29 protein-coding genes are annotated in these 22,642 nt (G+C 51.6%); 1 reads left to right on the forward strand and 28 read right to left on the reverse strand.

Translation table 11 applies throughout. The annotated features are described in order from the left end of the window. The 19 genes from gpJ to BEB54_RS26100 form a co-directional block, all read right to left on the reverse strand. Positions 1–2,777: phage attachment tail tip protein J (gene gpJ, locus BEB54_RS26010; protein WP_105282317.1), on the reverse strand; the 2,777-nt coding region annotated here is incomplete at its 3' end. A 60-nt stretch (positions 2,778–2,837) separates the two neighbouring features. Further along, positions 2,838–3,386 carry a tail assembly protein gene (locus tag BEB54_RS26015; protein ID WP_236943384.1) on the reverse strand — a complete coding sequence of 183 codons (549 nt, stop codon included), beginning with the start codon at positions 3,384–3,386 and terminating at the stop codon, positions 2,838–2,840. Continuing rightward, a complete protein-coding gene (locus BEB54_RS26020; RefSeq protein WP_105282318.1) occupies positions 3,383–4,126 on the reverse strand; it encodes a C40 family peptidase in 744 nt (247 codons plus the stop codon). The genes BEB54_RS26015 and BEB54_RS26020 overlap by 4 nt, the downstream gene beginning before the upstream one ends. A 5-nt stretch (positions 4,127–4,131) precedes the next feature. After that, positions 4,132–4,830 (reverse strand): phage minor tail protein L, encoded by a 699-nt coding sequence (locus tag BEB54_RS26025; RefSeq protein ID WP_001152385.1) that lies wholly within the window; start codon positions 4,828–4,830, stop codon positions 4,132–4,134. A 9-nt stretch (positions 4,831–4,839) separates the two neighbouring features. Next, on the reverse strand, positions 4,840–5,169 hold the full coding sequence (locus tag BEB54_RS26030; protein WP_000447253.1) for a phage tail protein: 330 nt from the start codon (positions 5,167–5,169) through the stop codon (positions 4,840–4,842). Beyond that, positions 5,169–8,234, reverse strand: a complete 3,066-nt coding sequence (locus BEB54_RS26035) for a phage tail tape measure protein (protein ID WP_105282319.1) — start codon at positions 8,232–8,234, stop codon at positions 5,169–5,171. The genes BEB54_RS26030 and BEB54_RS26035 overlap by 1 nt, the downstream gene beginning before the upstream one ends. Then, positions 8,206–8,535 (reverse strand): phage tail assembly protein T, encoded by a 330-nt coding sequence (locus BEB54_RS26040; RefSeq protein ID WP_001161009.1) that lies wholly within the window; start codon positions 8,533–8,535, stop codon positions 8,206–8,208. The genes BEB54_RS26035 and BEB54_RS26040 overlap by 29 nt, the downstream gene beginning before the upstream one ends. Before the next feature lie 8 nt (positions 8,536–8,543). Further along, entirely contained in the window at positions 8,544–8,930 is a 387-nt protein-coding gene (gene gpG / locus BEB54_RS26045) for a phage tail assembly chaperone G (RefSeq protein ID WP_001341514.1), read from the reverse strand. A gap of 60 nt (positions 8,931–8,990) precedes the next feature. Further along, positions 8,991–9,734 carry a phage tail protein gene (locus BEB54_RS26050; protein WP_000211132.1) on the reverse strand — a complete coding sequence of 248 codons (744 nt, stop codon included), beginning with the start codon at positions 9,732–9,734 and terminating at the stop codon, positions 8,991–8,993. 10 nt (positions 9,735–9,744) lie between these two features. After that, a complete protein-coding gene (locus BEB54_RS26055) occupies positions 9,745–10,146 on the reverse strand; it encodes a phage minor tail U family protein (protein WP_105282320.1) in 402 nt (133 codons plus the stop codon). Then, a complete protein-coding gene (locus BEB54_RS26060) occupies positions 10,143–10,721 on the reverse strand; it encodes a phage tail protein (RefSeq protein ID WP_000677102.1) in 579 nt (192 codons plus the stop codon). The genes BEB54_RS26055 and BEB54_RS26060 overlap by 4 nt, the downstream gene beginning before the upstream one ends. Before the next feature lie 11 nt (positions 10,722–10,732). Then, positions 10,733–11,008, reverse strand: coding sequence for a DNA breaking-rejoining protein (locus tag BEB54_RS26065; RefSeq protein WP_001283153.1), 276 nt, complete (start codon positions 11,006–11,008; stop codon positions 10,733–10,735). Then, positions 11,001–11,324, reverse strand: coding sequence for a DUF2190 family protein (locus BEB54_RS26070; protein ID WP_001097055.1), 324 nt, complete (start codon positions 11,322–11,324; stop codon positions 11,001–11,003). Before BEB54_RS26070 ends, BEB54_RS26065 begins: the two co-directional genes overlap by 8 nt. A gap of 86 nt (positions 11,325–11,410) precedes the next feature. Then, positions 11,411–13,438 (reverse strand): ClpP-like prohead protease/major capsid protein fusion protein, encoded by a 2,028-nt coding sequence (locus tag BEB54_RS26075; protein ID WP_001136590.1) that lies wholly within the window; start codon positions 13,436–13,438, stop codon positions 11,411–11,413. Further along, on the reverse strand, positions 13,383–14,891 hold the full coding sequence (locus BEB54_RS26080; protein WP_000985923.1) for a phage portal protein: 1,509 nt from the start codon (positions 14,889–14,891) through the stop codon (positions 13,383–13,385). The genes BEB54_RS26075 and BEB54_RS26080 overlap by 56 nt, the downstream gene beginning before the upstream one ends. Next, complete coding sequence (locus BEB54_RS26085; protein ID WP_001072975.1) at positions 14,891–15,103, reverse strand: hypothetical protein; 213 nt, start codon at positions 15,101–15,103, stop codon at positions 14,891–14,893. The genes BEB54_RS26080 and BEB54_RS26085 overlap by 1 nt, the downstream gene beginning before the upstream one ends. After that, positions 15,100–17,199, reverse strand: a complete 2,100-nt coding sequence (locus BEB54_RS26090) for a phage terminase large subunit family protein (RefSeq protein ID WP_000507025.1) — start codon at positions 17,197–17,199, stop codon at positions 15,100–15,102. The genes BEB54_RS26085 and BEB54_RS26090 overlap by 4 nt, the downstream gene beginning before the upstream one ends. Before the next feature lie 8 nt (positions 17,200–17,207). Further along, on the reverse strand, positions 17,208–17,735 hold the full coding sequence (locus BEB54_RS26095) for a DUF1441 family protein (protein WP_001389340.1): 528 nt from the start codon (positions 17,733–17,735) through the stop codon (positions 17,208–17,210). A 572-nt stretch (positions 17,736–18,307) separates the two neighbouring features. Beyond that, a complete protein-coding gene (locus BEB54_RS26100; protein WP_001031431.1) occupies positions 18,308–18,514 on the reverse strand; it encodes a hypothetical protein in 207 nt (68 codons plus the stop codon). A gap of 300 nt (positions 18,515–18,814) precedes the next feature. Between BEB54_RS26100 and BEB54_RS26110 the strand changes: the two genes are divergently transcribed. Further along, positions 18,815–19,225 (forward strand): DUF1398 domain-containing protein, encoded by a 411-nt coding sequence (locus BEB54_RS26110; protein ID WP_000035577.1) that lies wholly within the window; start codon positions 18,815–18,817, stop codon positions 19,223–19,225. Positions 19,226–19,376: 151 nt separating this feature from the next. On the opposite strand, the gene BEB54_RS26115 is transcribed toward BEB54_RS26110, so the two are convergent. From BEB54_RS26115 to essD, 9 genes are all read right to left on the reverse strand, one after another. After that, positions 19,377–19,550: a GnsA/GnsB family addiction module toxin gene (locus tag BEB54_RS26115; protein WP_001019606.1), complete on the reverse strand. Its 174-nt coding sequence runs from the start codon at positions 19,548–19,550 to the stop codon at positions 19,377–19,379. Positions 19,551–19,721: 171 nt separating this feature from the next. Then, positions 19,722–19,952, reverse strand: a complete 231-nt coding sequence (gene ynfN / locus BEB54_RS28740) for a protein YnfN (protein WP_000720962.1) — start codon at positions 19,950–19,952, stop codon at positions 19,722–19,724. A gap of 4 nt (positions 19,953–19,956) precedes the next feature. Beyond that, entirely contained in the window at positions 19,957–20,022 is a 66-nt protein-coding gene (gene ynfR, locus BEB54_RS28745; protein WP_122134696.1) for a small protein YnfR, read from the reverse strand. A gap of 2 nt (positions 20,023–20,024) precedes the next feature. Beyond that, positions 20,025–20,213, reverse strand: a complete 189-nt coding sequence (gene ymcF, locus BEB54_RS26125; protein ID WP_071524604.1) for a cold shock small protein YmcF — start codon at positions 20,211–20,213, stop codon at positions 20,025–20,027. Positions 20,214–20,223: 10 nt separating this feature from the next. Next, the gene (gene cspI / locus BEB54_RS26130; protein ID WP_000066495.1) at positions 20,224–20,436 is read right to left on the reverse strand and encodes a cold shock protein CspI; all 213 of its coding nucleotides are present in this window, start codon (positions 20,434–20,436) and stop codon (positions 20,224–20,226) included. A 362-nt stretch (positions 20,437–20,798) separates the two neighbouring features. Next, the gene (locus BEB54_RS26135; RefSeq protein WP_001071769.1) at positions 20,799–21,296 is read right to left on the reverse strand and encodes a DUF2514 domain-containing protein; all 498 of its coding nucleotides are present in this window, start codon (positions 21,294–21,296) and stop codon (positions 20,799–20,801) included. Then, positions 21,293–21,826 (reverse strand): lysozyme, encoded by a 534-nt coding sequence (locus tag BEB54_RS26140; RefSeq protein WP_001092971.1) that lies wholly within the window; start codon positions 21,824–21,826, stop codon positions 21,293–21,295. Before BEB54_RS26140 ends, BEB54_RS26135 begins: the two co-directional genes overlap by 4 nt. Next, positions 21,823–22,134, reverse strand: a complete 312-nt coding sequence (locus tag BEB54_RS26145) for a YdfR family protein (protein WP_000189915.1) — start codon at positions 22,132–22,134, stop codon at positions 21,823–21,825. Before BEB54_RS26145 ends, BEB54_RS26140 begins: the two co-directional genes overlap by 4 nt. Before the next feature lie 4 nt (positions 22,135–22,138). Next, positions 22,139–22,354 (reverse strand): phage lysis protein EssD, encoded by a 216-nt coding sequence (gene essD / locus BEB54_RS26150; protein ID WP_000839590.1) that lies wholly within the window; start codon positions 22,352–22,354, stop codon positions 22,139–22,141. Positions 22,355–22,642: the final 288 nt, after the last annotated feature.

The following is a 22,642-nucleotide window of genomic DNA, read 5'->3' on the forward strand; positions in this document are numbered from 1 at the left end:
TTCATGAATATCTGGTTGCCCTGCGCCACAAACATCGGCGTTTCATTCCCGTTTGCCGGGTCAATAAACGCGATACGATTGGCGGCAACCAGAAACTGGCTCAGTTTGCCTTCCTCTGTATCCTCCATGCTGAGGCCAAGCCCCGCGACATAATGCTTACCGTCTTCGGTCTGCTCAATTTTGACGCCCCACATGGCATTCCATTTATCGTTGGCGTCTTTCCACTCTTTCGAAAACTCATCCAGTCTGCTGGCGTTATCCTCCGTCAGGTCGACTTTTTCCAGCAGCTCTTTACCGAGATGGGATTCGGTTATATGGCCTTTGAAAAAATCCAGGTAACCTTCCGCATCATCGCTCGCCCGACCGACGGCTTCCACGAATGCCGATTTGCCAACGGTGTTCACACTGCGAACGTAAAAATAATAATCATGGCCCGGCCTGATATTGATACTGGCAGCTATCCAGTACAGCGCCGAGCCAAGATAGCGGGCTGTGGTTTCAACCTGCCTGATATCCGCAATCCGTTTTTCCGAGAACCAGAACTCAAACTGTACCGTCGGGTCATAAACCGCAAGATGTGGCGTGGCGGTTATCTGAAAATAGCCCGGTGTCAGCTCAATCCGCGACGGCGCTGCCGGTGCGGCAATCCGGAACGATACCGATGCCGGATCGCCCTGCTGTCCCCACGCATTTACCGCCCGGACCGTCAGCGTGTAACGCCCCAGCGCCAGTTGCCTGAAGCGGTATGTGGTTTCCGTCGTCCGGGCCGTGCTGACCAGCCGCTCACTGCCGTCATCCGCTGTTACGGTCAGACGGAGCAGGAAGCTCACGCCCTTCACCACCTTCGGCGTGTCCCAGCGCGCCAGCACCTGATACTCCCCGCTGTCTGCGGTGACTTCGGCGGTCAGGTGCTGCACCGCTGGCGGCGTGACACCATTCACCGTGCCGCTCTGGTCGCCGTCAAAGTGCGCCCCGTTATCCACGATGGCCTCTTTTTCCGGTACATGCTGCACGGCAGTGATGGCATACGTGCCGTCATCGTTCTCACGGATACTCACACAGCGGAACAGGCGCTGGCGCAACGTCGGCAACTTCAGCCCCCACACGCTGTATTCTGCAACGCCGTCAGGAACACGGCTCACTTTTACCTTCACGCCGTCGGTGACGGACTGGACCTCCACGCTGACCGGATTGCCACTTCCGTCAACCAGGCTTATCAGCGTGGTACCGGAGGATGGCAGCGTGATTTCACGGTCGAGCGTCAGCGTCCGGGTCTGGCTGTTCACCGCCAGCACGCGCCCGCCGATGCTGATCCCCGCATAGTCATCATCGCAGATTTCAATGACATCGCCCGGTACATGGCGAAGCCCTTCTGCGCCCACGCTGAAGTCCACGGTCTGCGTCTCCAGCAGCTCCGTTTTAATCAGCCACAGCCCGGCGCGGTGTGCCTGCCCCCGACTGGTACAACCAAAGGCATCCATCTTCGTGACATTACGACCGTAACGGGCAATGGCCTGCGTGTCCTCCACAAGCTCTGTCGCCGTCTCCCAGCCGTTGTTTGGGTCAATCCAGTTCACCTCAACGGCATTATGGCGGTCCTTCAGGGCGCTGAAGCTGTAGCGGAACGGCGCGCCATCATCCGGCATCACCACATTACTGCGGTTATAGGTCCACACCTTATCTGATGGTCGGTCCTGCACGAACGTCAGCGTCTGCCCGTTCCATACCGGCATACAGCGCATCGCCGAGCAGAAATCACTGAGCACATCCCACGCCTTGCGCTGTGTGGTCAGGTAAGCGTTACAGGTGATGCGCGGCTCCGTGCCACCAAAGCCATCCGGCACCGACTGGTCGCAATTCTGGCCGATGACATACAGCGCCCATTTGTCCACATCCGCCGCACCGAGACGCTTCCCCATGCCGTAGCGCGGATGGGTCAGCATATCCCACAGACACCAGGCCATGTTGTTGCTGTATGCCGGTTTAAACGTCCCGTCCCAGATACCGCTGTATTGCCGCGTCTGCGGGTTATAGTTCGACGGCACCTGCAGAATGCGCCCGCGAAGATGATAATTACGGCTCACCTGCTGGCTGCCGAACTGCTCCGAATCCACCTGCACGCCGACCAGTGCCGTGTTCGGGTAGCACTGTTTCACATCGATGATTTCGGTGTATGACGACCAGAGCGTTTTGTTCTGCAGCTGGTCTGTGGTGCTGTCCGGTGTCATCCTGCGCATCCGGATATTGAACGGTCGCGGCGGCAGGTTATCCACCACCACCGAGGCCAGATACTGCGAGGTGGTTTTGCCCTTAATGGTGATGTCTTTTTCCGTCACCCAGCCACCATTACGCTGTATCTGAACCAGCAGGCGAACTTCCGACGGATTCCGGTCCCCCTTTGAGGTGGTTTCCACCAGTGCCTGCACACCGAAGGTAAAGCGCAGTCGGTCGATGTTTGCCGACGTGATGGTGCGGGTGATCGGCGTGTCGTATTTCACTTCCGTACCCAGCACCGTCTCGGAGCCGGAGGATTCAAATCCCTCCGGCGGAGTCTGCTCCTGCTCACCAGCCCGGAACACCACCGTGACACCGACGATGTTGGTATTCCCCTCACTGTCCAGCACCGGCGTACTGTTCAGCAGCACGCTTTTTAATCCATCCACCGGACCTTCAATCGGCCCTTCACTGATGGCATCAATCACACTCAGCAACTGCGTGGATTTCAGGTTGTCCTTCGCTTCGCGCGGGGTATGCCCCTTACTGCTGCCTTTACCCATTCATCACGCTCCATAAACGACAAAACCGCCCGGAGGCGGTTTCACATAAAATGTTTTGCATCAGCGACCAATCACCACAACCTGACCACCATCCCCTTCGTCTGCCGTGCTGATCTCCTGAGAAACCACCCGTGACCCCACGCGCATTTCACCGTACAGAACGGGCAGAACATTGCCCTGGGCAACCATGTTATCCAGTGAGGAGAAATACGTGTTCTGTTTGCCGTTATCCGTTGTCTGTGTACGGGGAGTTCTGGCTTTCGGTGCCAGCATCTGCGCCACACCGCCCAGGATCATACTGGCCCCTGCCGCATACATACCCGATACAGCCGCGGCTCCCAGCCAGCCCACAGGGTTCCACCATGCCACAGCCATCAGCGCCGCCCCCAGCACCACCTGAAAAACACCGCCACTTTTGGCACCCGCCAGACGCGGTACGATGTGGATCACGGCACCATTTGCCAGCGGCTCATTAAGACGGGCAGATAATTCGTTTTCGCCTGCATCACGCCCGGCAATGCGCACCTGATACCAGCCCTCATTCAGTTTCTGGCGAAACGACGGTAGCTGCGTGGCCAGCGCCCGGATAGCTTCGGCTCCCGTTTTCACACGAAGGTCGATACGGCGGCCAAATCGTTGTAAATCCCCGTAAAGGCAGATGCGAGCCATGCCTGGTGACGCCAGAGGGAGTGTGTGCGTCGCTGCCATTTGTCGGTGTACCTCTCTCGTTTGCTCAGTTGTTCAGGAATATGGTGCAGCAGCTCGCCGTCACCACAGTAAATGGCGGCATGATTCGGCACCGATGAACCAAAACAGCACAGCAGCACATCGCCCGGCTGCGCCGCTGACAACGGCACCTGATACAGCCCCGTGGCCTCCAGATTATCCAGATAGAGATTCTGACCGTTACGCCACCAGTCATCCTCGCGATGAAAATCCGGCATCTCAATCCCCGCCAGATGGTAAGCATCCCGGAACAGCGTGTAACAGTCCGTCACCCCGTGCTCAAAGCGCCGCCCGGAAAGATGTGGCACACAGCGGAACTTGTGAATCGCCCCCCGGCAAACCAGCCACCACGGCAAATCACTCTGCACCTGCAGCCGCCGGTCGGTCTCACTCAGCCAGGGCAGACCACCGGGGTGGCTGTGGACCAGCGCCACAATCTCACCCTGCATCTCTGCCCGCAGCCAGTCCTCCGGCGACATCCGGAAATACTCCTCCGGCTCACCGGAGATATTCACGCAGGGAAAATATCTTTCCCCCTCCGGTGTTCTCACCACGAAGCCGCACGACTCCGCTGGCGCACATCGCCGGGCGTGCGCCAGAATCGCTGATTCTGTCTCTGTCATGGGATTCACTGCGAAAGTTTGTTAATGGAAAGGAAGCCGCCAAAGTTGCCGACGTTATTGCGGAACTTACAGCCACTCAGGCATTTGCTGCATTTATCCTTCGTGATATCGGACGTCGGCTGGTCATATTCATCCGCGACCGCCGGACCGTGATAACCGCACTCATCACCGCGATAGGTCCAGGTGCAGGTATTAGCCAGCATGATGCGCCCCGGAAAAACAGCACCGTCCGTTTCCGTCGGCGTGGACAGTACAAAAGAGGCACTGACCGCGCTCAGTTCGCTGCACTGCTCGATGCGCCAGCGGCTGATCACCTCCTGCTCCGGATCGGCGTCACTGTTTCCGTTGACGAAGTTCACCGCATCCAGAAAACGGGCGTAAACCTTACGCCTGACCACCGTTCCGCCGACCAGACTCTGCAGGTCTTCCGCCATCCCGGTGACCATTCCGTGCAGGTTAGAAACCGTCAGTGTCGGACGGGCAGCACTGCCCTTGCCGTTCAGTTCAAATCCCGTCCCCTGAATGGGGTATGCCTGATACTGCCGCCCCTGCCAGGTAACCGGCTCACCTTTTTCGTTCTGCTCATTACAGAAAAAATAACGTTCACCACCGACCTCTGTCAGATCGATTTCCCAGAGCACCACCTGGGCTGACTGAGTGAGGCGTGTCGTCTCATGATGTGTTTCCTGTGGAATATCCTGCATCAGAGCCTCCTATGCCACGACCTGTTCAAAATCTGCCGTTATGGTTACCCACAGCGCCCCCACGCTTGCCGACCATTTACGACAAACCACCCTGATCGGTTTCCAGTCATAAGGTGGCGTCCACTGAAATGCACGGACGCCACCGTGCCGTTCCAGAAAGGCTTTTAAAGATGGGTGTTCACATTTACGAACACGTATCGTCACGCTGTAAGTCGACAACTGGTTATTCAGTCCCGCCGCACGACGCTGTTCATAACCATCGCCCAGCTTCACTGTCACCACTTTCGGCTCTGATACCACATTCATATCCGGGCGCACTTTCCAGTGAAACGTCTCCATTACCGATATGCTCCACTTAACCGACCACCATCACGGGCCTGCTGTTGCATAAAGTCCGCTGCCGCTTTTTTCCCGAGGTCATAAACCGCCTTCAGGGCAGCCGGACCTATCTGCCCGTTCGTGCCATCGTTATTGATCTCGATGTTGTACTGCGGGGAAAACATCGCCATACCTGAACCCCCAATATCCGCCACAACCCCCAGCTTACCGTCAGCACCACGACGCAATGGCAGAATGGCTTCAGGTCCCGCTTCCCCCATCACACCCGCGCCTTTTGCAAAAGCAAAAAACGTCGGACGGTTAACCACCGTGCCACTGTAACGACTCAAATCAGCAGACTGATAAATCCCCCCATTGGCATTCAGGGAAAGGCTGCTGAGATCAAATCCCAGTACACTGCCAATCCCTTTTATCGATTTCATCATGGTTGCCTGCGCCAGGATTTTCGCCATATCTGACAGCACAGAAGAGGTGAAGGATTTGAAATTGAGTTTGCCGGTAGTGACAAAAGTTGCCAGGCCATTTCCCATGTTGCTGAAGGCTGACGAGAACACCTGTTCTGCTGTTTCTGCCGTATTATCTGCATCCACGGTAAAATCCTGAAATGCACGCAGGACTCCGTTTTTCCAGTTACCCTGCACAACTTCAAGCTGTTGCCAGTAACGGCGATTCTCATTCAGTTGTCGGTTCAGGCTCTCCGTCAGCGCCTGCTCGGCCTTTCTGTAGTCATCCGTGTTATATGTCCCTTTCTGCTCACTATCCCGCCTCAACTGCTCCAGCTGTTGCTGGTATTTCTGGCGAAGACTCAGTTGTACCTGATATCGCTGTCGCTGCTGATCACCCATACCCACCGTGGCGATATCCAGGTCATGTTGCTGACGCTGAGCGCGCTCTTCTTCAGCCAGTTGACTGGTCAGCTGAATTGTTTTTTTCTTCAGCTCGTTGAGTGCCGTCTGTTTCTGAAGCTCCTGCTGTTTTACATCCAGCAGCGTCAGTGCCTGAATCAGTTCATCTTTACGGGCCAGCACACTCTTTTCATCTGCCGTCAGTTTTTTCCCGTCCAGGTCGCTGATGCGCTGCTGCAGAGCCAGAAGCTGTTTATGCGCTTCTGTCATCCTTTCCGTGGCAATGCCTGCTGACTGTCTGGCAGCAGAAATCTGTCCTTCCACCTGTGCCTGTTGCTGACTGTACTGCAGCAATAACCGGGTGGCCTCATCATTACGGGTTTCGCGTGTTTTTTTCTTACCGGATGCCAGGGCTTTCTCGTAACGTTCATTTTCACGTTGTATCGCCGCATCCCTGACAGCCTGATCGGCGTACTGCATGGCATTAATACGTGCAATTTCACGCTGATGTCGTGCAGCTTCCGTTTCATTCATACGGTTCAGTGCAGCATTTTCAGCATTACGGCGTTTCTGTTGCTCCTGATAATTCCGCTCTGCCTGCTCTTTTGCATCCTGCAAATCCTTCTGGCGTTTTTTCTCCTGAAGATCGTTAAGACGCTGCTGATCGTATTCAACCTGAGAAGATGATGCCGTCCAGGGGAGTCTTTTCGCCCGCGACACTTTCTCCTGCAAAGTGGCAATCTGCGCATCCAGCGAATCTTCACGACCAATATTCATGGCCGCATCCCAGAACTGCTTCCACCAGTCAGACAAAGTTTGCAGCGTACTGCCCAGCGCATTGAGGTTATTATCAATATCCGCAGTACGCCGACCGGTTTCCTCTGCCAGTGCAGACATGGCTATCCGTGCCGCATCACTGGACCGCCCCTGCTCTCCAAGGACGCGTATCTGCTCAAGCTGAGTGGCAGTAAGAAAATGCAGCTCATTGTCCAGAGACTTCGCGGCATTTACAGGATCATCCTTCAGCCGCTTAAACTGATTTATGGTATCGCTGACCGACTGGCCAACCGATCGCTCCATCTGTGCGGCAGCTCTCGCCACCATACCGATATCGTTTCCACGAAATGCACCACTCCCCACCACCTGAGCCAGCGCACCGGCTGCAGCATGTTGCGTGATACCATTCCCGGAAATAGCACGACTGAGCGTCCACAGCTGCCCGGCAGTGACTCCGGCATAATGCCCCGTCAGCGACAGCTGGCGGTTAAATTCTTCCCCCTCCTTCTGACCGTCATACCAGGCTTTACCCAGACCATAGACGGCCGCGGTAATACCGCCAATAACCCCGCCCAGCATCATGCCTTTCGGTGACATCAGTGTGTCTATCCATCCGGCACGGTTAGCCAGCGTTATCCCGGATCCCCTCAGCGCCCCTAAATTGCCGCGGGCCAGTTCACCTATCAGAACGCCTATCTCCTGGCGGGCCGCTGCACTTTTCAGACCCAGCGAATGCGTGGCTTTTCCTGCCCGCTCCATTTTGCGGATATACACTTCTGCAGCACTGCTTACCCCCAGCTGGGCAGCCCTGGCACGAAGCAACTCAGAAGAAGAAAGATTCTGGCGGGTTGCCTGCTCTTTAAGCTGACGGATAAACGCCACTTTCTGTCGGGTAGCCTCTGCCTCAGCCTGCGTAAGAACACGGGTTTTCGCCGTAACCTCAGAAATCAGCGCCAGATAATCCTGCTGACCAATCCCGCCACTGTTTCTGGCCTGTCGGATCTGCTGCTGAATACGCTGTAATTCCTGCAGCCCCGCACTGGCCTGTTTCACACTGTCAATCTGACGATAAAACGCAGCAGCCGCTTTATCCTGAGCCTCCGCCAGAGCCATGGCCTGCGCCTGTTCCTCGCGCATTTTCTGGCTCAGTGCCTCCATGCGCTGGCGGGTTTTCTCCACCTCGCGGGCCATGCGTTCATGAGCCTGTGCGTTCTTCTCCACCGTCTGCGCATGGACGGATGCGGCTGTTGCAGCCGAAGAAGCTGCCTGCGTTGTCTGCCGGGCGGCCTGAGTCTGACGCTCCATAAAACGCTGCATACGGGCAGAAGACCGTTCTGCATCGCTGGCTGCACCATTCAGAAGGTTTTTGATACGGGGAATTTCATTTTTAAACTCTGCCGCATCAATCCCCAAATCAATGACCAGGTTGGCTATCTGGTCCATAACGCACACCTCCGGAAATACCTTCCCCAAGATGCATCAGTTCTTCGTCCGTTCGCTCCGGTATCCCGTTCTCTTCCGGTAAAAGGCTGAAATCAGCCACCGCAGCATCACTGCTGCCGGACACCATTCTCACGATCAATGCCTTCAGCGAGGCAAACTGCGCATCCATCCACACATCACTGAAGCTCTGCATCCGGAAATAATCGCCCCACTCACCAAGCTCAGTGGCCGACATTTCCGACAGCATCCGCCGCCAGTCTGCCCGCCGGAACTCCCGGGCAAGCCGCATGACAAACTGCATTTCCCGCGTCAGGACTTTTCCGGCGTCAGCGCCTCATGCTCATCATCCACGGCATTATCAATGGCCCCCATACCGCTCAGCGACAGAACCATCTCCGCCCCCGCACCCAGGGCATCATACGACCATGTTGTAATAACGGATGCGCAAAGCGTCTCTACATCCTTAGACTGATCCGCATTCCACAGTGAGCGGGAAACCAGCCAGGCATTGATATCCATCCCCATCCGCAGAAAAGCAATCTGTCGTTCAGCCTCCGGCAGTTCTCCCTCCCCGGCATCAAACTTTGCCGTTCGCTGCTGAACAAACGTCAGATATTCAATTCTCTGCAGCCCGGACAGCTCACTGAGCACCACGGACTGTTTTTCATAATTAAACGTGTCCTGTTTCAGAAACATCATGTTCTCCACCTGCAAAAAAGCCCCGCATAACCGGGGCAAATGATGAGTATCGTCCTGTTAACCTGCTGCGCTGACAGTCACCGCAGTCACAGCCACAAAATTCCCGTCAGCGGTCATGCCCACAATGCTGACACTGCCCTGCTTCACGCCTTTTACCGTGGCCACAAGTCCGTTCAGGGTAACCGTGGCAGTCTGTGGATCTGACGAATGCACACTGATCGCTTTGTCACTGGCTCCGTCAGGTTTTACTGTAAAGGTCAGCGTGGTGGTTGCTCCCACTTTTACACTGGCAGACGCCGGTGATACTGTCAGCCCGGTAACGCTCACGGTTTCAGTGCCTTCCTCTGCCAGATACGGACGCCCCACACCGCTGATTTTCACAGTGCGGGTCATCACGTCTTTTGAGGCAATGGTTTTACCCAGTGAGCTCAGCCAGCCACGGAAAACATCAACAGTGCCGTTGGGATATTTGATACGAAACGCGCAGACTTCACCGGAGTCGAACAACTGAACCAGTTTTTTCTGCCCGCTGTCACCCGGACGCCAGGCCAGCGTCGCCGAAGTATCACCAACGGATTTCTGCCCCTGGGTTGTCGTTTTCCAGTCTGCATCTTCATCATCGAGATAAGTGTCATCTTCTGCATCAGCGGTCATTTCGCCAGGTTGCAGATCCTTCACCATCGCAAGACGCAGCCAGTCAGTGTCCGACAAAGGGTTCGCAAACGCATCGCCGTTGCCGGTATACATCCAGAACGTCGTCCCCGCACCTTTCGTCTTTGCCAGTGGATTTGGTGTGGTCATTACCACCTCCTTAATTCGTGTACGTGATCTGGTACGTGATTTCCGCCATCGCCCAGGTGGCCATCTCATTATCACGTTGATAGTTAAAACCGAGTGGGATCAGGGTGTCGATGAGTCCGGAAAGTGCCGGTATATCATTCAGGGCAGGGGAAATGGTGCTCTCCATCCACATATCCAGCTCTGAATCCGGTGCCTGTGCCCGGATGAAGACGGCAATATGCAGAACAGCCTGCCAGTCATCTTCATCCGTCATTTTTCCGGTGTACTGAGCATCACTCAGCCACACCGCCACGGCAGGCAGTTCCTGCGCATCAATAAATGCCGGAAGCCCGTCAAAAAACGTGGCGCTGTCTCCACACTGTTCCCGAAGGCGTGCCAGTACGGCCTGGCGGATTTGTGTATGTCGGTTCATCGGGTCAGCCATAACCTCAGTTGTTGTTTCAGTGCATACCCCAGCTGTTTCGGCATTTCCGCAGCAATGATGTGGTCGCGGGCATCTTCAAATGCCTGTGTCAGCGGTCCGGACAGCGGGATTTTCACCACATCAATGGGGTAACGATTTTTGCCATCAATACGTCGCATCACGTGCCAGCGACCATTCGCCAGTTGCTGAATAAACGCATCCCGGAAAAGATATTTACCCACCTTCAGCACACTGCCACGGTACTGCAGTTTTCCACCACGCCGGGCCAGTCTGACCCGGGCTGTCCCCAGCTTAATGGCGGGCAGATTGCCCCGGTTAACGCGGATCCTGGCCGTCATTTTTCCTGACGGACTGGCTTTAAACACCCGGACACGCTGACGTACCAGTTTCAGGGGGATCCCTTTCACCTGGTTATCTCCCGCAACGGTATTCCCGGCAACCTGCCGGGTGGCAACCGAGACCGCTTTCTGTGCCACACGGTTTATCGCCCATGCGCTGGCCTGTGGCACCATACGGGTATCAAGGCTGTTCAGATTGCGGATGGCATTCTCAAGCCCCTTCATCCCACACCTCTTTACTCAATAAAGATCATTGGCTTACCGTTAAAGCGTTCATGCCGTGTGACCGTCCATTGTTGTCCGTCATAAACAACGCGATCCCCGCGCCGTGGGCGGTATCCCGAAGAAAACACCACCAGAGAGACCGCAGGTCCGGACAGAGCATTCAGCTCTGCCAGTGTTTCTCCCGGGATCACAGTCATATCGACATCATTAATCGAGGCTGTCTTTCCCATCTTTCTGACCGTGATCGCATCCATACGCGCTGCCAGCCGGGAAAAGGGATCAGACATTGAGTTTTACCGGCACTTCTTCTGCACTGGTTCCGGCATCTGCCCAGACAACCCCGACCAGCGGATCAGAGCCGCTGTTAGTCAGCTGAACTTTTCCGGACTTCAGATAAACCTTCTTACCCGTTTTCATGTCATCCGTTTTCAGCTTAGGCAGCATAAACACACCTTCGGTCATGCCGTCGCCTGTTTCACCCTGTGGAATATCGGTCAGCGCCACCGCAAAAACATCACCCACCTGCACCAGCTCTCCGCTGCTGATGGCTGCACTGGCAACAATCGCCACCGTTTTTCCTTCTTCTACAAAATTCTTTGCCATAACTGTCTCCGCACAGCCCCGTTCAGGGGCTGATTTCAGGTACAAAAAAAGCCCTTACGGGCCATCAGAGTTGTTGTCTGCGACGTTTACGCCGTACATTTCACCAGACCGCGGTGATCAACTGGCGCGACACCGGCGTCAATACGCACTTTCGTTGTCACGCCATCCACACTGAAGCCCTCCATCTGATCAATATATGGCGTATCCACACCGTTGAGATAAGCCACTTCAATCGTATCGGAGCCTTTTGACGCAGCCAGGTAGAAGGTGGTCTGGCTGTTATCATCAAGACGAGGCTCTGCAATAACGGTCGCAAAATCTTTCACCGGGTTAATAATACCGGCGTTAATGTCAGCCCCCTTGACACTTGAGGAGCGAATGACCTGGTTAGCAACAGACTCCATCGCCGTCGGTACCAGTACGAACGCAGGACGAATATTCAGATGACGCTCCCCCTCTTTCTGAACGCGCATCAACTGGCGGGCTTTATCCAGCGATGCCACGTCCATTGCAGCGCTCTCCAGTACGTTTGCATGTTTCGCTTTATCGAACAGACTTACATTATCTGTGGAGATTTTCGGGTTAGACGTCAGAATGGCATAAACCAGATCGGCAATAGTGGATTTCGCCGCACGGCCCAGTTTCATCGGGACATCGGTCAGCATATTCAGATCATCATTGATAATGGCCTGACGGGTGATACTGAACAGCTCGCCATAGGTCGCCAGTGCAATAGTGGCCTGTTTATCTCCGGTGGTGACGTATTTATATTCCGCCCCTTCACGCACCTGACGCAGAGCACTGAAGCCCCCCATACCCACACGATGGGCAATTTTAAAATCAGACAACTGACCTTTCCGCGTCCATTGTTCATAGGTTTCAGGAGCATCTTCCCAGCCCTGCAGAATGGCTTTGTTCGCAACATCCAGCAGAATATTACCGAAGTCAGACGTACTGTGGGTGAACGCCGCACCGACCATCTGCATCGGGTTATAACCGGAAACCCCAATACCCCGTTCAGTCAGTGACATACGGGCATATTCACGCAGGGTCATCCCGTTGTAGACATTATCACGTTCGGTTTTTTCAAATCCGGCACGCGCCATCAGCGCCTGGCGGATCCCGTCCCCCACAAAATTACCGTTACCAGCATAAATATGAGCCGGTGTATTTTTATTGGATGGCGTGGACTCGCGCCCCATCTCGTTCAACAGCTTTTCGCGGGCCTGCTCCAGCGAACACTCAGGATCGGCAAGACACTGAGCCTGCAGCGTCTGATAACGCCCGCCAAACATGGCAAACAGATCATTAATACCGTTTACACGCGCTTTTTGCTCTGCCAGTACCTGCGCACGGATACTGTTTTCATCCACCACGGGTGCTGCTGCCTGCACTGGCGTCCGGGAGGCTGCAGGTTCATCATCCTGTACGCGTGGAGCACTGTTGCGTGGCGGAGTAATCATGTTTCGAATGGATTCCGGCATCTTTTTAAATTCCTCTGTACGTTTTGACTGAATACATGCCATTGCCTTAACGGCTGGCGTCACCTGATCAGCAAATCCATGTGCCAGACATTCGGCACCGGACATCCAGGTCTCATCCGCCAGCATGGCAGCAATTTCATCGGTGGTTTTCCCGGTTTTCTGTGCATAAGCGGGTAACAGAACCGCCTCAACCTTATCGAGCAGGTCGGCATAGGTGCGCATGTCCTCCGCATCACCGCCCGTAAAGCCAAATGGTTTATGAATCATCATGAAGGTGTTTTCCGGCATAATGACCGGGTTTCCCACCATCGCAATGACCGACGCCATTGACGCCGCCACACCGTCGACATAAACGGTAATGGACGCACCATGTGTTTTCAGCGCATTAAAAATGGCGATGCCTTCAAAGACATCGCCACCCGGTGAATTGATATGGAGATTAATGTGGGTGATATCGCCCAGTGCATTCAGATCACTGATAAACTGCTTCGCTGTAACACCCCAGAAACCAATCTCGTCATAAATATAAATATCCGCGTCACTCTGGTGACCAGCCTGCATCCTGAACCAGGAATTATTCTTCGGACTGGTCGTCGGTGTGCTGCGGCTCCTGTCGTTTCGTTGCGGCACTGCTGCCTCCTTTATCACTGGCCGGATCGGTATCAAATACCAGATCCAGCTTGCGGTTTTCATCAATTTCTGCCTTGCGCCGACGTTTGACATCATCCGGATTACGACCACCTGCACGTACCCAGTCTGATTCTGTCGCCGCTCCACCACGAATCTGAATTTTCCAGGCCTCAGCCTCCTTAACAGGGTCAATCCACGGCATCACCGGTCCGGAATACACCGCGGTATACAGTGAAGAACGGTCAAGATCGCGGGGTAGCCTGATAACACCGGATGCCACAGCCTGTTTCAGCCAGGCACGATACATCGGGCGGGTGACGGCACCAATAAACCAGTCCTGCAGGATCAGGTAGCCATCAGTGGATTCAACCAGCTCCTGACGCTGGGCGCTGTAAGTGCCGTTATAGTTGCGCGCTGTACTGGAAAAACTCAGACGACTGCCCGCCGCCACGGCACGCAACTGACCATTACGAAAAGTTTCAAGGTTAGGATTGGGGCGATCCGACTTCACCATTCCGATTTCTTCGCCGGGTTTCAGATCGTCGTAAATAATGCCTGGCTGAATGGTAAGCTCGCGTTCATTCTCCTTGCTGTCATTACCATCCGTTTCATAGCTCTGTCCGTCGCCTTTGCGGATGTACATCCCCAGAGCAGCAGCGATCCTTGCTGCAGTCAGCTCAGAATCTTCATATTCTTTCAGGGCACTGAGGCGGATCAGCACACCGGACAATAAAGACGTCCCGCGCATCTGGTGCAGACGGCGAACAAATTTAAGATGCAGCATTCGCTCTGCATCCACTTCTTTGGTTTCCATCTGCCGTCCGGATACAGGACGACTTTTATACACCAGATATTTTTCGGGACGCCCCCAGTCATCAACAAACACGCCCTGATTCAGCCTGTTGCTCTCATCACTGGTCATGGGAATAAAGTCTGGCTCGAGTGCCTCCAGCCAGAAATGAACACCGGCAGAAGGCGTCAGGCTGTTTATGCGCCCGGAAACCATCTGGGCAAACACCTCACCATCGCGCAGCCAAGTACGCAGCATCAGACGTTCCAGCATCGGACGGGTAAACTGCCCGGTAACTTCCGGACTGACAGACCATTCACTCCATCGGGTGCGTATCTCCGCTGCCAGATCACGGGCAATGGCCCCATTGCGTAATACCGGATGTGGCTCGACAATAATCCCGTTTTTCCCCACCACCCGTTCTTCCAGCTTGTCAAATACACCAATGACCAGATCGTGGTTGTTATCAAGGTAACGGGCCTGCTCACGTAACGACACGGCCCCGTAGAGGCTTAACTGGTCGGCAGTTCGGTTTTCCCGCCGGGCTTTGTGTGTCCGCGTCGTTTTTACGGCCTCATAAGCCTGGATCACCGCCCGGGAACGCAGCCTTGCCGCTTTCCATCCTGGTGAAAAAACGCCAATCACATCATCAAGAATTGCCATCAGAACCTCGCCAGCCGGTACCCGGGATGCCCCCGTCGTCGTGTAATCAGAGCCGCAAGGCGGCGCTCCCACTCCTGCCGTCCCTGCCGGATCTCAGATAAGTTTTCCATGGTCATCTGCTGACCATTAAAGGTGACGGATTTTCCGTCCAGCACCGCCATTTCAGCTTCCGTATAACGCTGAATCATGGCTTCGATATCATTCTGGTTCATAACCATCCTCCGGAAGTCAGCCAGGGGTTAACATCGTCAGTTACTGTTTTCTTCCGTTTTTGTTTTTTAACAGGCGTGGATACCGGTTCCGGTGAGGGTGACGGTTCGGTACTGTCCGGGACACACTCCAGCCAGGTTTCCCGGCTCGCCCACTCCGGTGCATCCGGCCAGCGGATCTTTTCGTATCCATGCAGAATGACCAGAGCCTCGGCATACACCATCAGGTCAAAAGCTTCGTTGGCACCGCGACCCGGCTTACTCCATTTCCCGTCACTGCTCCGCTCTTCATACGTCAATTCGTCGTAAAACCAGCTCCCCAGCCAGTCAGGGAAATGCACATAGCCGGGACCTGGCGAGTCACGCCATAACGCGTTATTCACCCGGTCTTTCAGTGCATCCGTCTGAAGAAGCCAGAGCGGCACATCACCTGCGGCCTGCGCCCGTCGGCCCGTTCGTCCGGTGTTATCAGGGAATGTACGGGTGATCAGTTTTGCGCGCCGGATGCTGTCGCCCTTAAACAGGTAAATACGTTTACCAAGGCCATCACGACGGCAACGACGCCAGAATTTATAGGCATTATCAGTGACCCCGTCTTCACCGCCAGAGTCCACCGCCATTGCCATCAGTCGCATTTGTTGAGAAGGATCGGAGGCCAGCGGCCAGCTTTTATGAAAAACATCCGTCAGCAGGACATCCCAGTCTTCCGGATAGCTGGCCGGATCAATTCGCTGGCTCTCCCCGTCGCAGTCACTGCGCAATGACTGCGTGATATTGTAACGATCAATAATCCAGCGTTCGCCACGACTGCCATAGCCCGTTACCTGAACCACAAAACGGCGATGACGTCCCGCCTGCACATCCACTGTCGCCACAAGGAAATTAACGCCATCCGGCACACTGCAGGAAGGAACTGGCTCTGCCCGCTGCTCAAGCAGTTCACTTTTTCGTTGCTCCATGCTGGCACGAGGAAGATAAGGCAATCCCCAGTCGGTGTTGATAACCGCCCTGAGTGTTTCTTCGCTTCCTGTCGCTTCATACTCCTGTTCTGCAGTCAGTAATTTGTAAACCAGTTGCGCCCAGGTCTGATACGCAGCAGCTGGCCCTTCCATCCAGAAACTGGCGATACGGGAGCGGCGCGGTTCACCGGAAACGTTGCCGTTACGATCAATGACCTGACCTTCACGCAACCAGACTCCTGCACTATTGAGCTCACGCTTTTTCTCCGCAGTGATAATGCCGCTGCAGTGCGGGCAAAGTAGATACGCCGCCTCACTGGCTTTAAAGGGATCCGGTTCATTACGGTAGCCGGTCATGGCATCCATAGCTGGCTGAAAATATTCACCGCAGTGCGGACATGGCCAGTACCAGCGGCGGCGGTCACCACGATTGTAAAGGGAAAGAATACCAGTCGTCGGTGGCGCTTCATGAGGCGACTTACGTCGCCATTTGCTGTCGCAGATGTCACGTCCCGGCGAGCTCTCCACCAGAGTCATCCCGGCGGACATAAATGTGGTGGTACGTTTTGAGGCCAGGGAGAAACCATCACCCTCGCTGTCGATATTCTCCGGAAAACGGTCGTAATCGGTTAAGGCGACAAACCGGTAATCCGACGACGACATAATGTTGACCGAGGGCCAACCAATTTTAAGGAACGAGCCATCCCTGAACGTCTTATCATGGACATTATTGTCGTTACGACGTGGACTCATTCTTTTCTTTACCGCCGCACTGCTTCTGAACGTTCTGTCGAGGCGCTTTTTAGAATGCTCGCGGGCCTTATCTTCGGTCATCTGCACAACGAGCATGTCCGAAGGATCGCAAACGATGGTATAGACAATCCATCCATCGATCAGACCAATGGTCTTCCCTGTTCGCGCAGGACCAACAAAAATCACCGCATCGTATTCACGCGATGCCAGGCAGTTCATGGGCTCAATGATGTAGGGTGTCAGTTCAGGATCCCATGGCACCGAGTTACCAGCCCCCTTGGGAACACGCATGAATTTTTTAACAGCCTCCGAAATCGGCATGCGACGTGGTGGGGAAAATCCTGCCGATATGTCCCTTCCCAAATTTCGGGCTGATGAAAAACCCATTATTCCTCCTAGAGACTCTCTCCTTCCTCATCAGGAATTAATTCAGCAGCACAAGCCTCGTAGGATTTTTCCTGAAGAGTGTATCGCAGGTCATCAATGGCCTGCTGTACAACGCCGACGGCCTGAGGAGTCAGAGCGCAATCGCGTTCAAGAACATCCGGAATTGTCTCCAGAACCTGGACGACAGCCTTTCTCATGGACGAATAGACGATGACTACTTCATCAACTGGGATGAGTTTTCGCTGCTCCTTTTCCAGCTTGATCCTTTCATTTTCAGACTGGTACCAGTCCTTTCTCTCTTTCGGCTCCATACGGGATGGATCATGAACAGAGTCTGCTGCCTCATGCTTCACACTAAACAGGGCGGGCCCGACATGCTGCAGGGCGTAAACGGGGTTCCCCCTGACAGTCGCAGCCACAGGAGTGTTGGCCGCGAGGAGCCGTTTTTTTACTGTGTCCCGGTGAAGCCCAAAGGCCTCGGCGATTTTAAAAACACTCCAGTAATAAGCATCACCGATCCCGCTCACATTTGACATAAGCAACTCCATCTGGCAGGTGAAAATCAGGTTTATTTATATATTTCAATTAATTGCAAACTGGTCTAATGACAGGAAGAAAAAAATATTGTACAGGTGAAAAGAGAAATAACTTTTAATTATCAATAAATTACCAAACATGCTGCCGCCGCCATGGAAATGCAAAAACTAGCCTTTTTCCGCGACGCTCCCGCCCCGTGGCAGGGGCCCCCACCGGGAGGACCCGACAGCCTGACAGCCTGACAGCCGTGATGAGCATCTGATACAGCGCTTTACATAATGGCATAGGAATAATTCAGAAGGACATCACAGCATGCCCACACAAATTAGTGTGAGTGTCCTGTTTCTTCCTACGCACAGGACTGACGAGCATGAGGGGAAAATATGCGAACCATAAATGCCTCATCTTCAGCAATGCAACCGGCATCCGAACAGGACGATATTGTAAATTCACCTAATTACGAGGACATTGCAGTAGTTGAATTGCAGCTCTGTATTAGCCTGACAGTGACAGAATGCGATATTGACTCTGTCACAGGTGAAATAGTTTGAATGATTAGCAGTTATGGTGCTCAGTCAACCACCAGGGAATAATCCTTCGAATTCTTATCGTGCTTCACCAACGCTGCCTCAATTGCCCTGAATGCTTCCAGAGACACCTGATGTTCTATACATGCAATTACAACATCCGGGTAACTCATAGAAATGGTGCTATTAAGCATATTTTTTACACGAATCAGATCCAACGAGAGTTCATCAGCAGATTGTTCTTTATTCATTTTGTCGCTCCATGCGTTTGCTCGTCATCTAGCGGTTAAAATATTACTTCAAATCTTACTGCATAAAAGAGGAAAAGTATGAAAGTTTGAGTACATCGACCTTACATACATCTGTCGGTTGCATATCCCTCCTGGATGCCAGCAAGGCTCAATTTTGTTACGCAATCAACACTATTCATCAAAAACAGGCTTAATATTTGACATAAATCATCAACAAAACACAAAGAGGTCAGACCAGATTGAAACAATAAACACGATAATGCTAACTACGCGCCATCGTATCACATGGAAGGTTTACCAATGGCTCAGGCTGCCATTTTTAAAGAAATATTCGATCAAGTGCGTAAAGATTTAAACTGTGAATTATTTTATTCTGAGCTAAAACGTCACAATGTCTCACTTTATATTTACTATTTAGCCACAGATAATATTCACATTGTGTTAGAAAACGACAACATAGTGTTAGTAAAAGGACTCAAAAAGGTTGTAAATGTTAAATTCTCCAGAAACAAGCATCTTATAGAGACCTCCTATAATAAGTTGAAATCAAAAGAAATCACATTTCAACAATATAGGGAAAATCTTGCTAAAGCAGGAGTTTTCCGATGGGTTACAAATATCCAGGAACACCAAAGATATTACTATGCCTTTGATAACTCATTACTATTTACTGAAAGCATCCAGAAAACTACACAGATCTTACCACGCTAAACCATAACGTCCGGCTTCTCTCACTCCTGAGCCGGACTGCATTGGTTTAATAAAAACCATCAACAATTGTGATTTAGATATTCGGAACCATTCAAATATAACAAAACCCCGTAAAAACGAGGTTTATGGATAAATTTTATTATTGAATACATCAGATTAAATTAATCTTGACATCATAGCTTTCAAGACCCGTCATTTTTTCCCGTGCGGTAAACTGAATACTGGTAACTTCTTTCCCGGTCTTTTTCTTAAGTTCAATAATTTTTTTTGTTATATATTCAGAAATATCTGCTTCTGCTTTTGTTTTTAAGTTTTCAATATTCATCATTTCCTCTTTTAGTCTGTTATGACTTTCCAGTTACACAGTAAGTCGATTATATGGTGCAAACGTGTAAAAGATAAGATGAAACATCGCAATAATCAACATACGATAGTCTAAATTTTACACAAACAGACAAAGAGAATTTTCCTGAATTATCAATACAATAGCATCAAATCAACTCAAGAGCCTTATTGCTGCTTCCAGAATTTCTTCTGAAGTAACATGTCGATCCGCGGCTACATAAATGACTTTATGATCTCCGGTCAGAGATGGAAACCCTGCGGCCATTACAGTAAGGTGTGTTTTTTCGCCATTTGGATATTCACGCATGATGGTGTTAACTCCAGTCATCGCTGGCACTACCACTGCTGGTTCAGAGTTAAAAAAAACTATGATTTTTTTCATGATGTTACCGTAGTATGTGAGTATCCATCGAATAGATACCAAGCAAAAAAGCTCCCGAAGGAGCCTTCATTTTCACTTTTTTAAATCCAACGACAGACGGCTGGCATTTAAGTATTGTGAAATATTATCAAATGTAATCATCATTGATTTACAAAAGATACATTTTGCCCCGAAAGGATTCATGTCAGAAACATCAAAAGATGATGTTCTATACTGGGAACCATGACAACACGGGCATCTAAAGTGAATATGGTTTGTAATATTGTCTACCTCAAAGCGCCACTACATGAACAGCGGCAGGACCTTTAGGTCCGTTCTCAATACCAAATTCAACTTCCTGATTCTCAGTTAATGTTTTGAAATCGTTGCTCTGAATTGCTGAGAAATGGACAAACACATCTTTGCTGCCATCTTTCGGCGTGATGAAACCAAAACCTTTTTCAGGGTTAAACCATTTCACTAAACCAGTCATTTTGTTAGACATAATTATTACCTTTTGAAGAAATTAGCCCTTGGGCAGAATGGTCCGAAAAAAAATATCAGAGAGAAAAACCAACAAGGAAATCTCAAGAGGTACAAATAATAAAATTATAACAATGACTGCTTCAGATAAATTTGTAACAAACCAGAACACCATTAACGCATGATTAACCACCCATAGCAAGGATTACTTTTGTAAAGAAAAACACAGCAATGAAAGAATAGCTTTATTTATTAATAAAACGTGTCATTCTGATTAAGACCTTTTATCTTACCCTTAAGATTTCAGGAATTTTGGCTCATGGAAGAGTCCTTTTTATTTAAATTTTACATTCCGCGATGTAAATGTTCCGATTTAATATTACCCTACATTTGATGCTTTTTATCTCTTAAAGATTCATAGATCTGTTGACAAGTCACTCCTGCGATGTAGCGTTCGTCAGCAATTTCAGCATAAAGCTGAGCTTCTGCTGCAATATCTCCGAGCATGTTGGTGAGCATTCCTTCGGCGGTTTTGGTTGTTTTGCCTCTGACGGCAGCGGCAAGATCTGCGGTATGCTTCGCTGCGTCAAGGCGTATGGCATATTTTTTTGCTTCGGCACGCAACTGGTTAACACTATCAGACAGATAAGCAGCCCTGGCAGAAATTTCAGCAGATTTCTGTTGTGCATCTTTAACAGCCTCATCACGGGCTATAGTTCGCCCCTGTTCAATTATTCGAGCAGCAAATTGAGCATTTACCTCTTGTGATAATGCGGCAGCATCACGTTCCGCCCATTTTTTTTGCCATCCTCTGTCGCTCCAGACATTTCCGACGATAAATCCTGACAACACGAGAAAAATCACCATGAATATCTGATTCACTGTTCTATCCCCCAGCAGGTTAATGCGCTCTCCTGGTCACGACGAATAACCTGACCGTAACAGTTATTTGAACGAATGCGGCAATCGCGTCCGCCATCCTTAATCCACCAGCGAATCGCTTCGCATGCACCTTTACGATCACCAGCATTCAGCCGCTTATAAAACGTCGACGGGAAACACTTACCGGGGCCAATGTTATAGGGACAAAATGACGCGATACCCGCTTTTTGTGGTTCGGTCAGTGGTACTTTAATATTGCGCTCCACCCATGCCAGCGCCTTATCACGCTCAATGGCGTTGACCTGGTCGCATTTTTCCTTCGACAGTTTCATATTGGGAAAAACGGTTTTTCCATCCACCACTGTGGCACCCCGACAGATGGTCCATATGCCAGAACCATCGCGGTATGCCATTGTGTGGTTACCTTCTTTTTCGTCCAGAAACTGGTCAAGTATCTGAGGAGCAGATGCGCCAGCACCAATCAGCGCCAGAACGGCAGCCGACAGGCCGTATCTGATTTTTGTGTTCATATATATTTATGATGAGGACGCTCGTGCTTATTGGCAGGATTTTCAATCTTAAAGGAGTACTGATGCTGCAGATAAGACTCAACTTTTTCTGACAATTTTTCTGCTACTTCCAGGAAGACTTGCCGGACGCTCCTTCTGGCTGCTGCCTCATAAAACTCCAGCGCAGCTCCTTCAACACGGTCCATGGCGACATCCAGGTCAAAAATTTCACCGTCAAAGCGTTCCTTGTCCTGTAAGGCTACAGTTACCGTAACTTTATTCTCAAAATTACGGACTCCTTTCACAACCAGTTCATAGTCTTGAGTCATTGGATTACTCTCCTCTCGCAGCCTTACGCCTGTCTTCTTTAATCTTGAAATAAAGATTTGTCAGATACGTCAGCAGGCCAAAAACCAGGCTACCCAGCACACCGATTGCAGCCCACTGTGACGGAGTTACTTTATCGAGTAACTGTAATGCCCAGAAACCAGCATTACCCGCCGATGTGCCATAGGCAACACCTGTTGTTAACTTATCCATTGATTTCATATCCTCACCCCGATGTACACGGATGGTGCAATATGTTTGAAAAAGATCGGAGTCTACGGGGTAGTTTTGACAGCACACGTTGTTCTCAACGGCGCTAAAGAAACATACACATTAAAAATGTGAGTAATTATTTTGAAAGAAAGTCATATATAAAATAATAATACGAGAAATGTTTTCATATTTAGTGTACTGTATACGGCCATTTATACAGTGGATTTGCCCCTATATTTCCAGACACCTGTTATCACTTAACCCATTACTGGCTTGCTGCCGTAGATATTCCCGTGG

This window comes from Escherichia sp. MOD1-EC6021 (genome assembly GCF_002965245.1).
GTDB classification, from domain to species: domain Bacteria; phylum Pseudomonadota; class Gammaproteobacteria; order Enterobacterales; family Enterobacteriaceae; genus Escherichia; species Escherichia coli_F.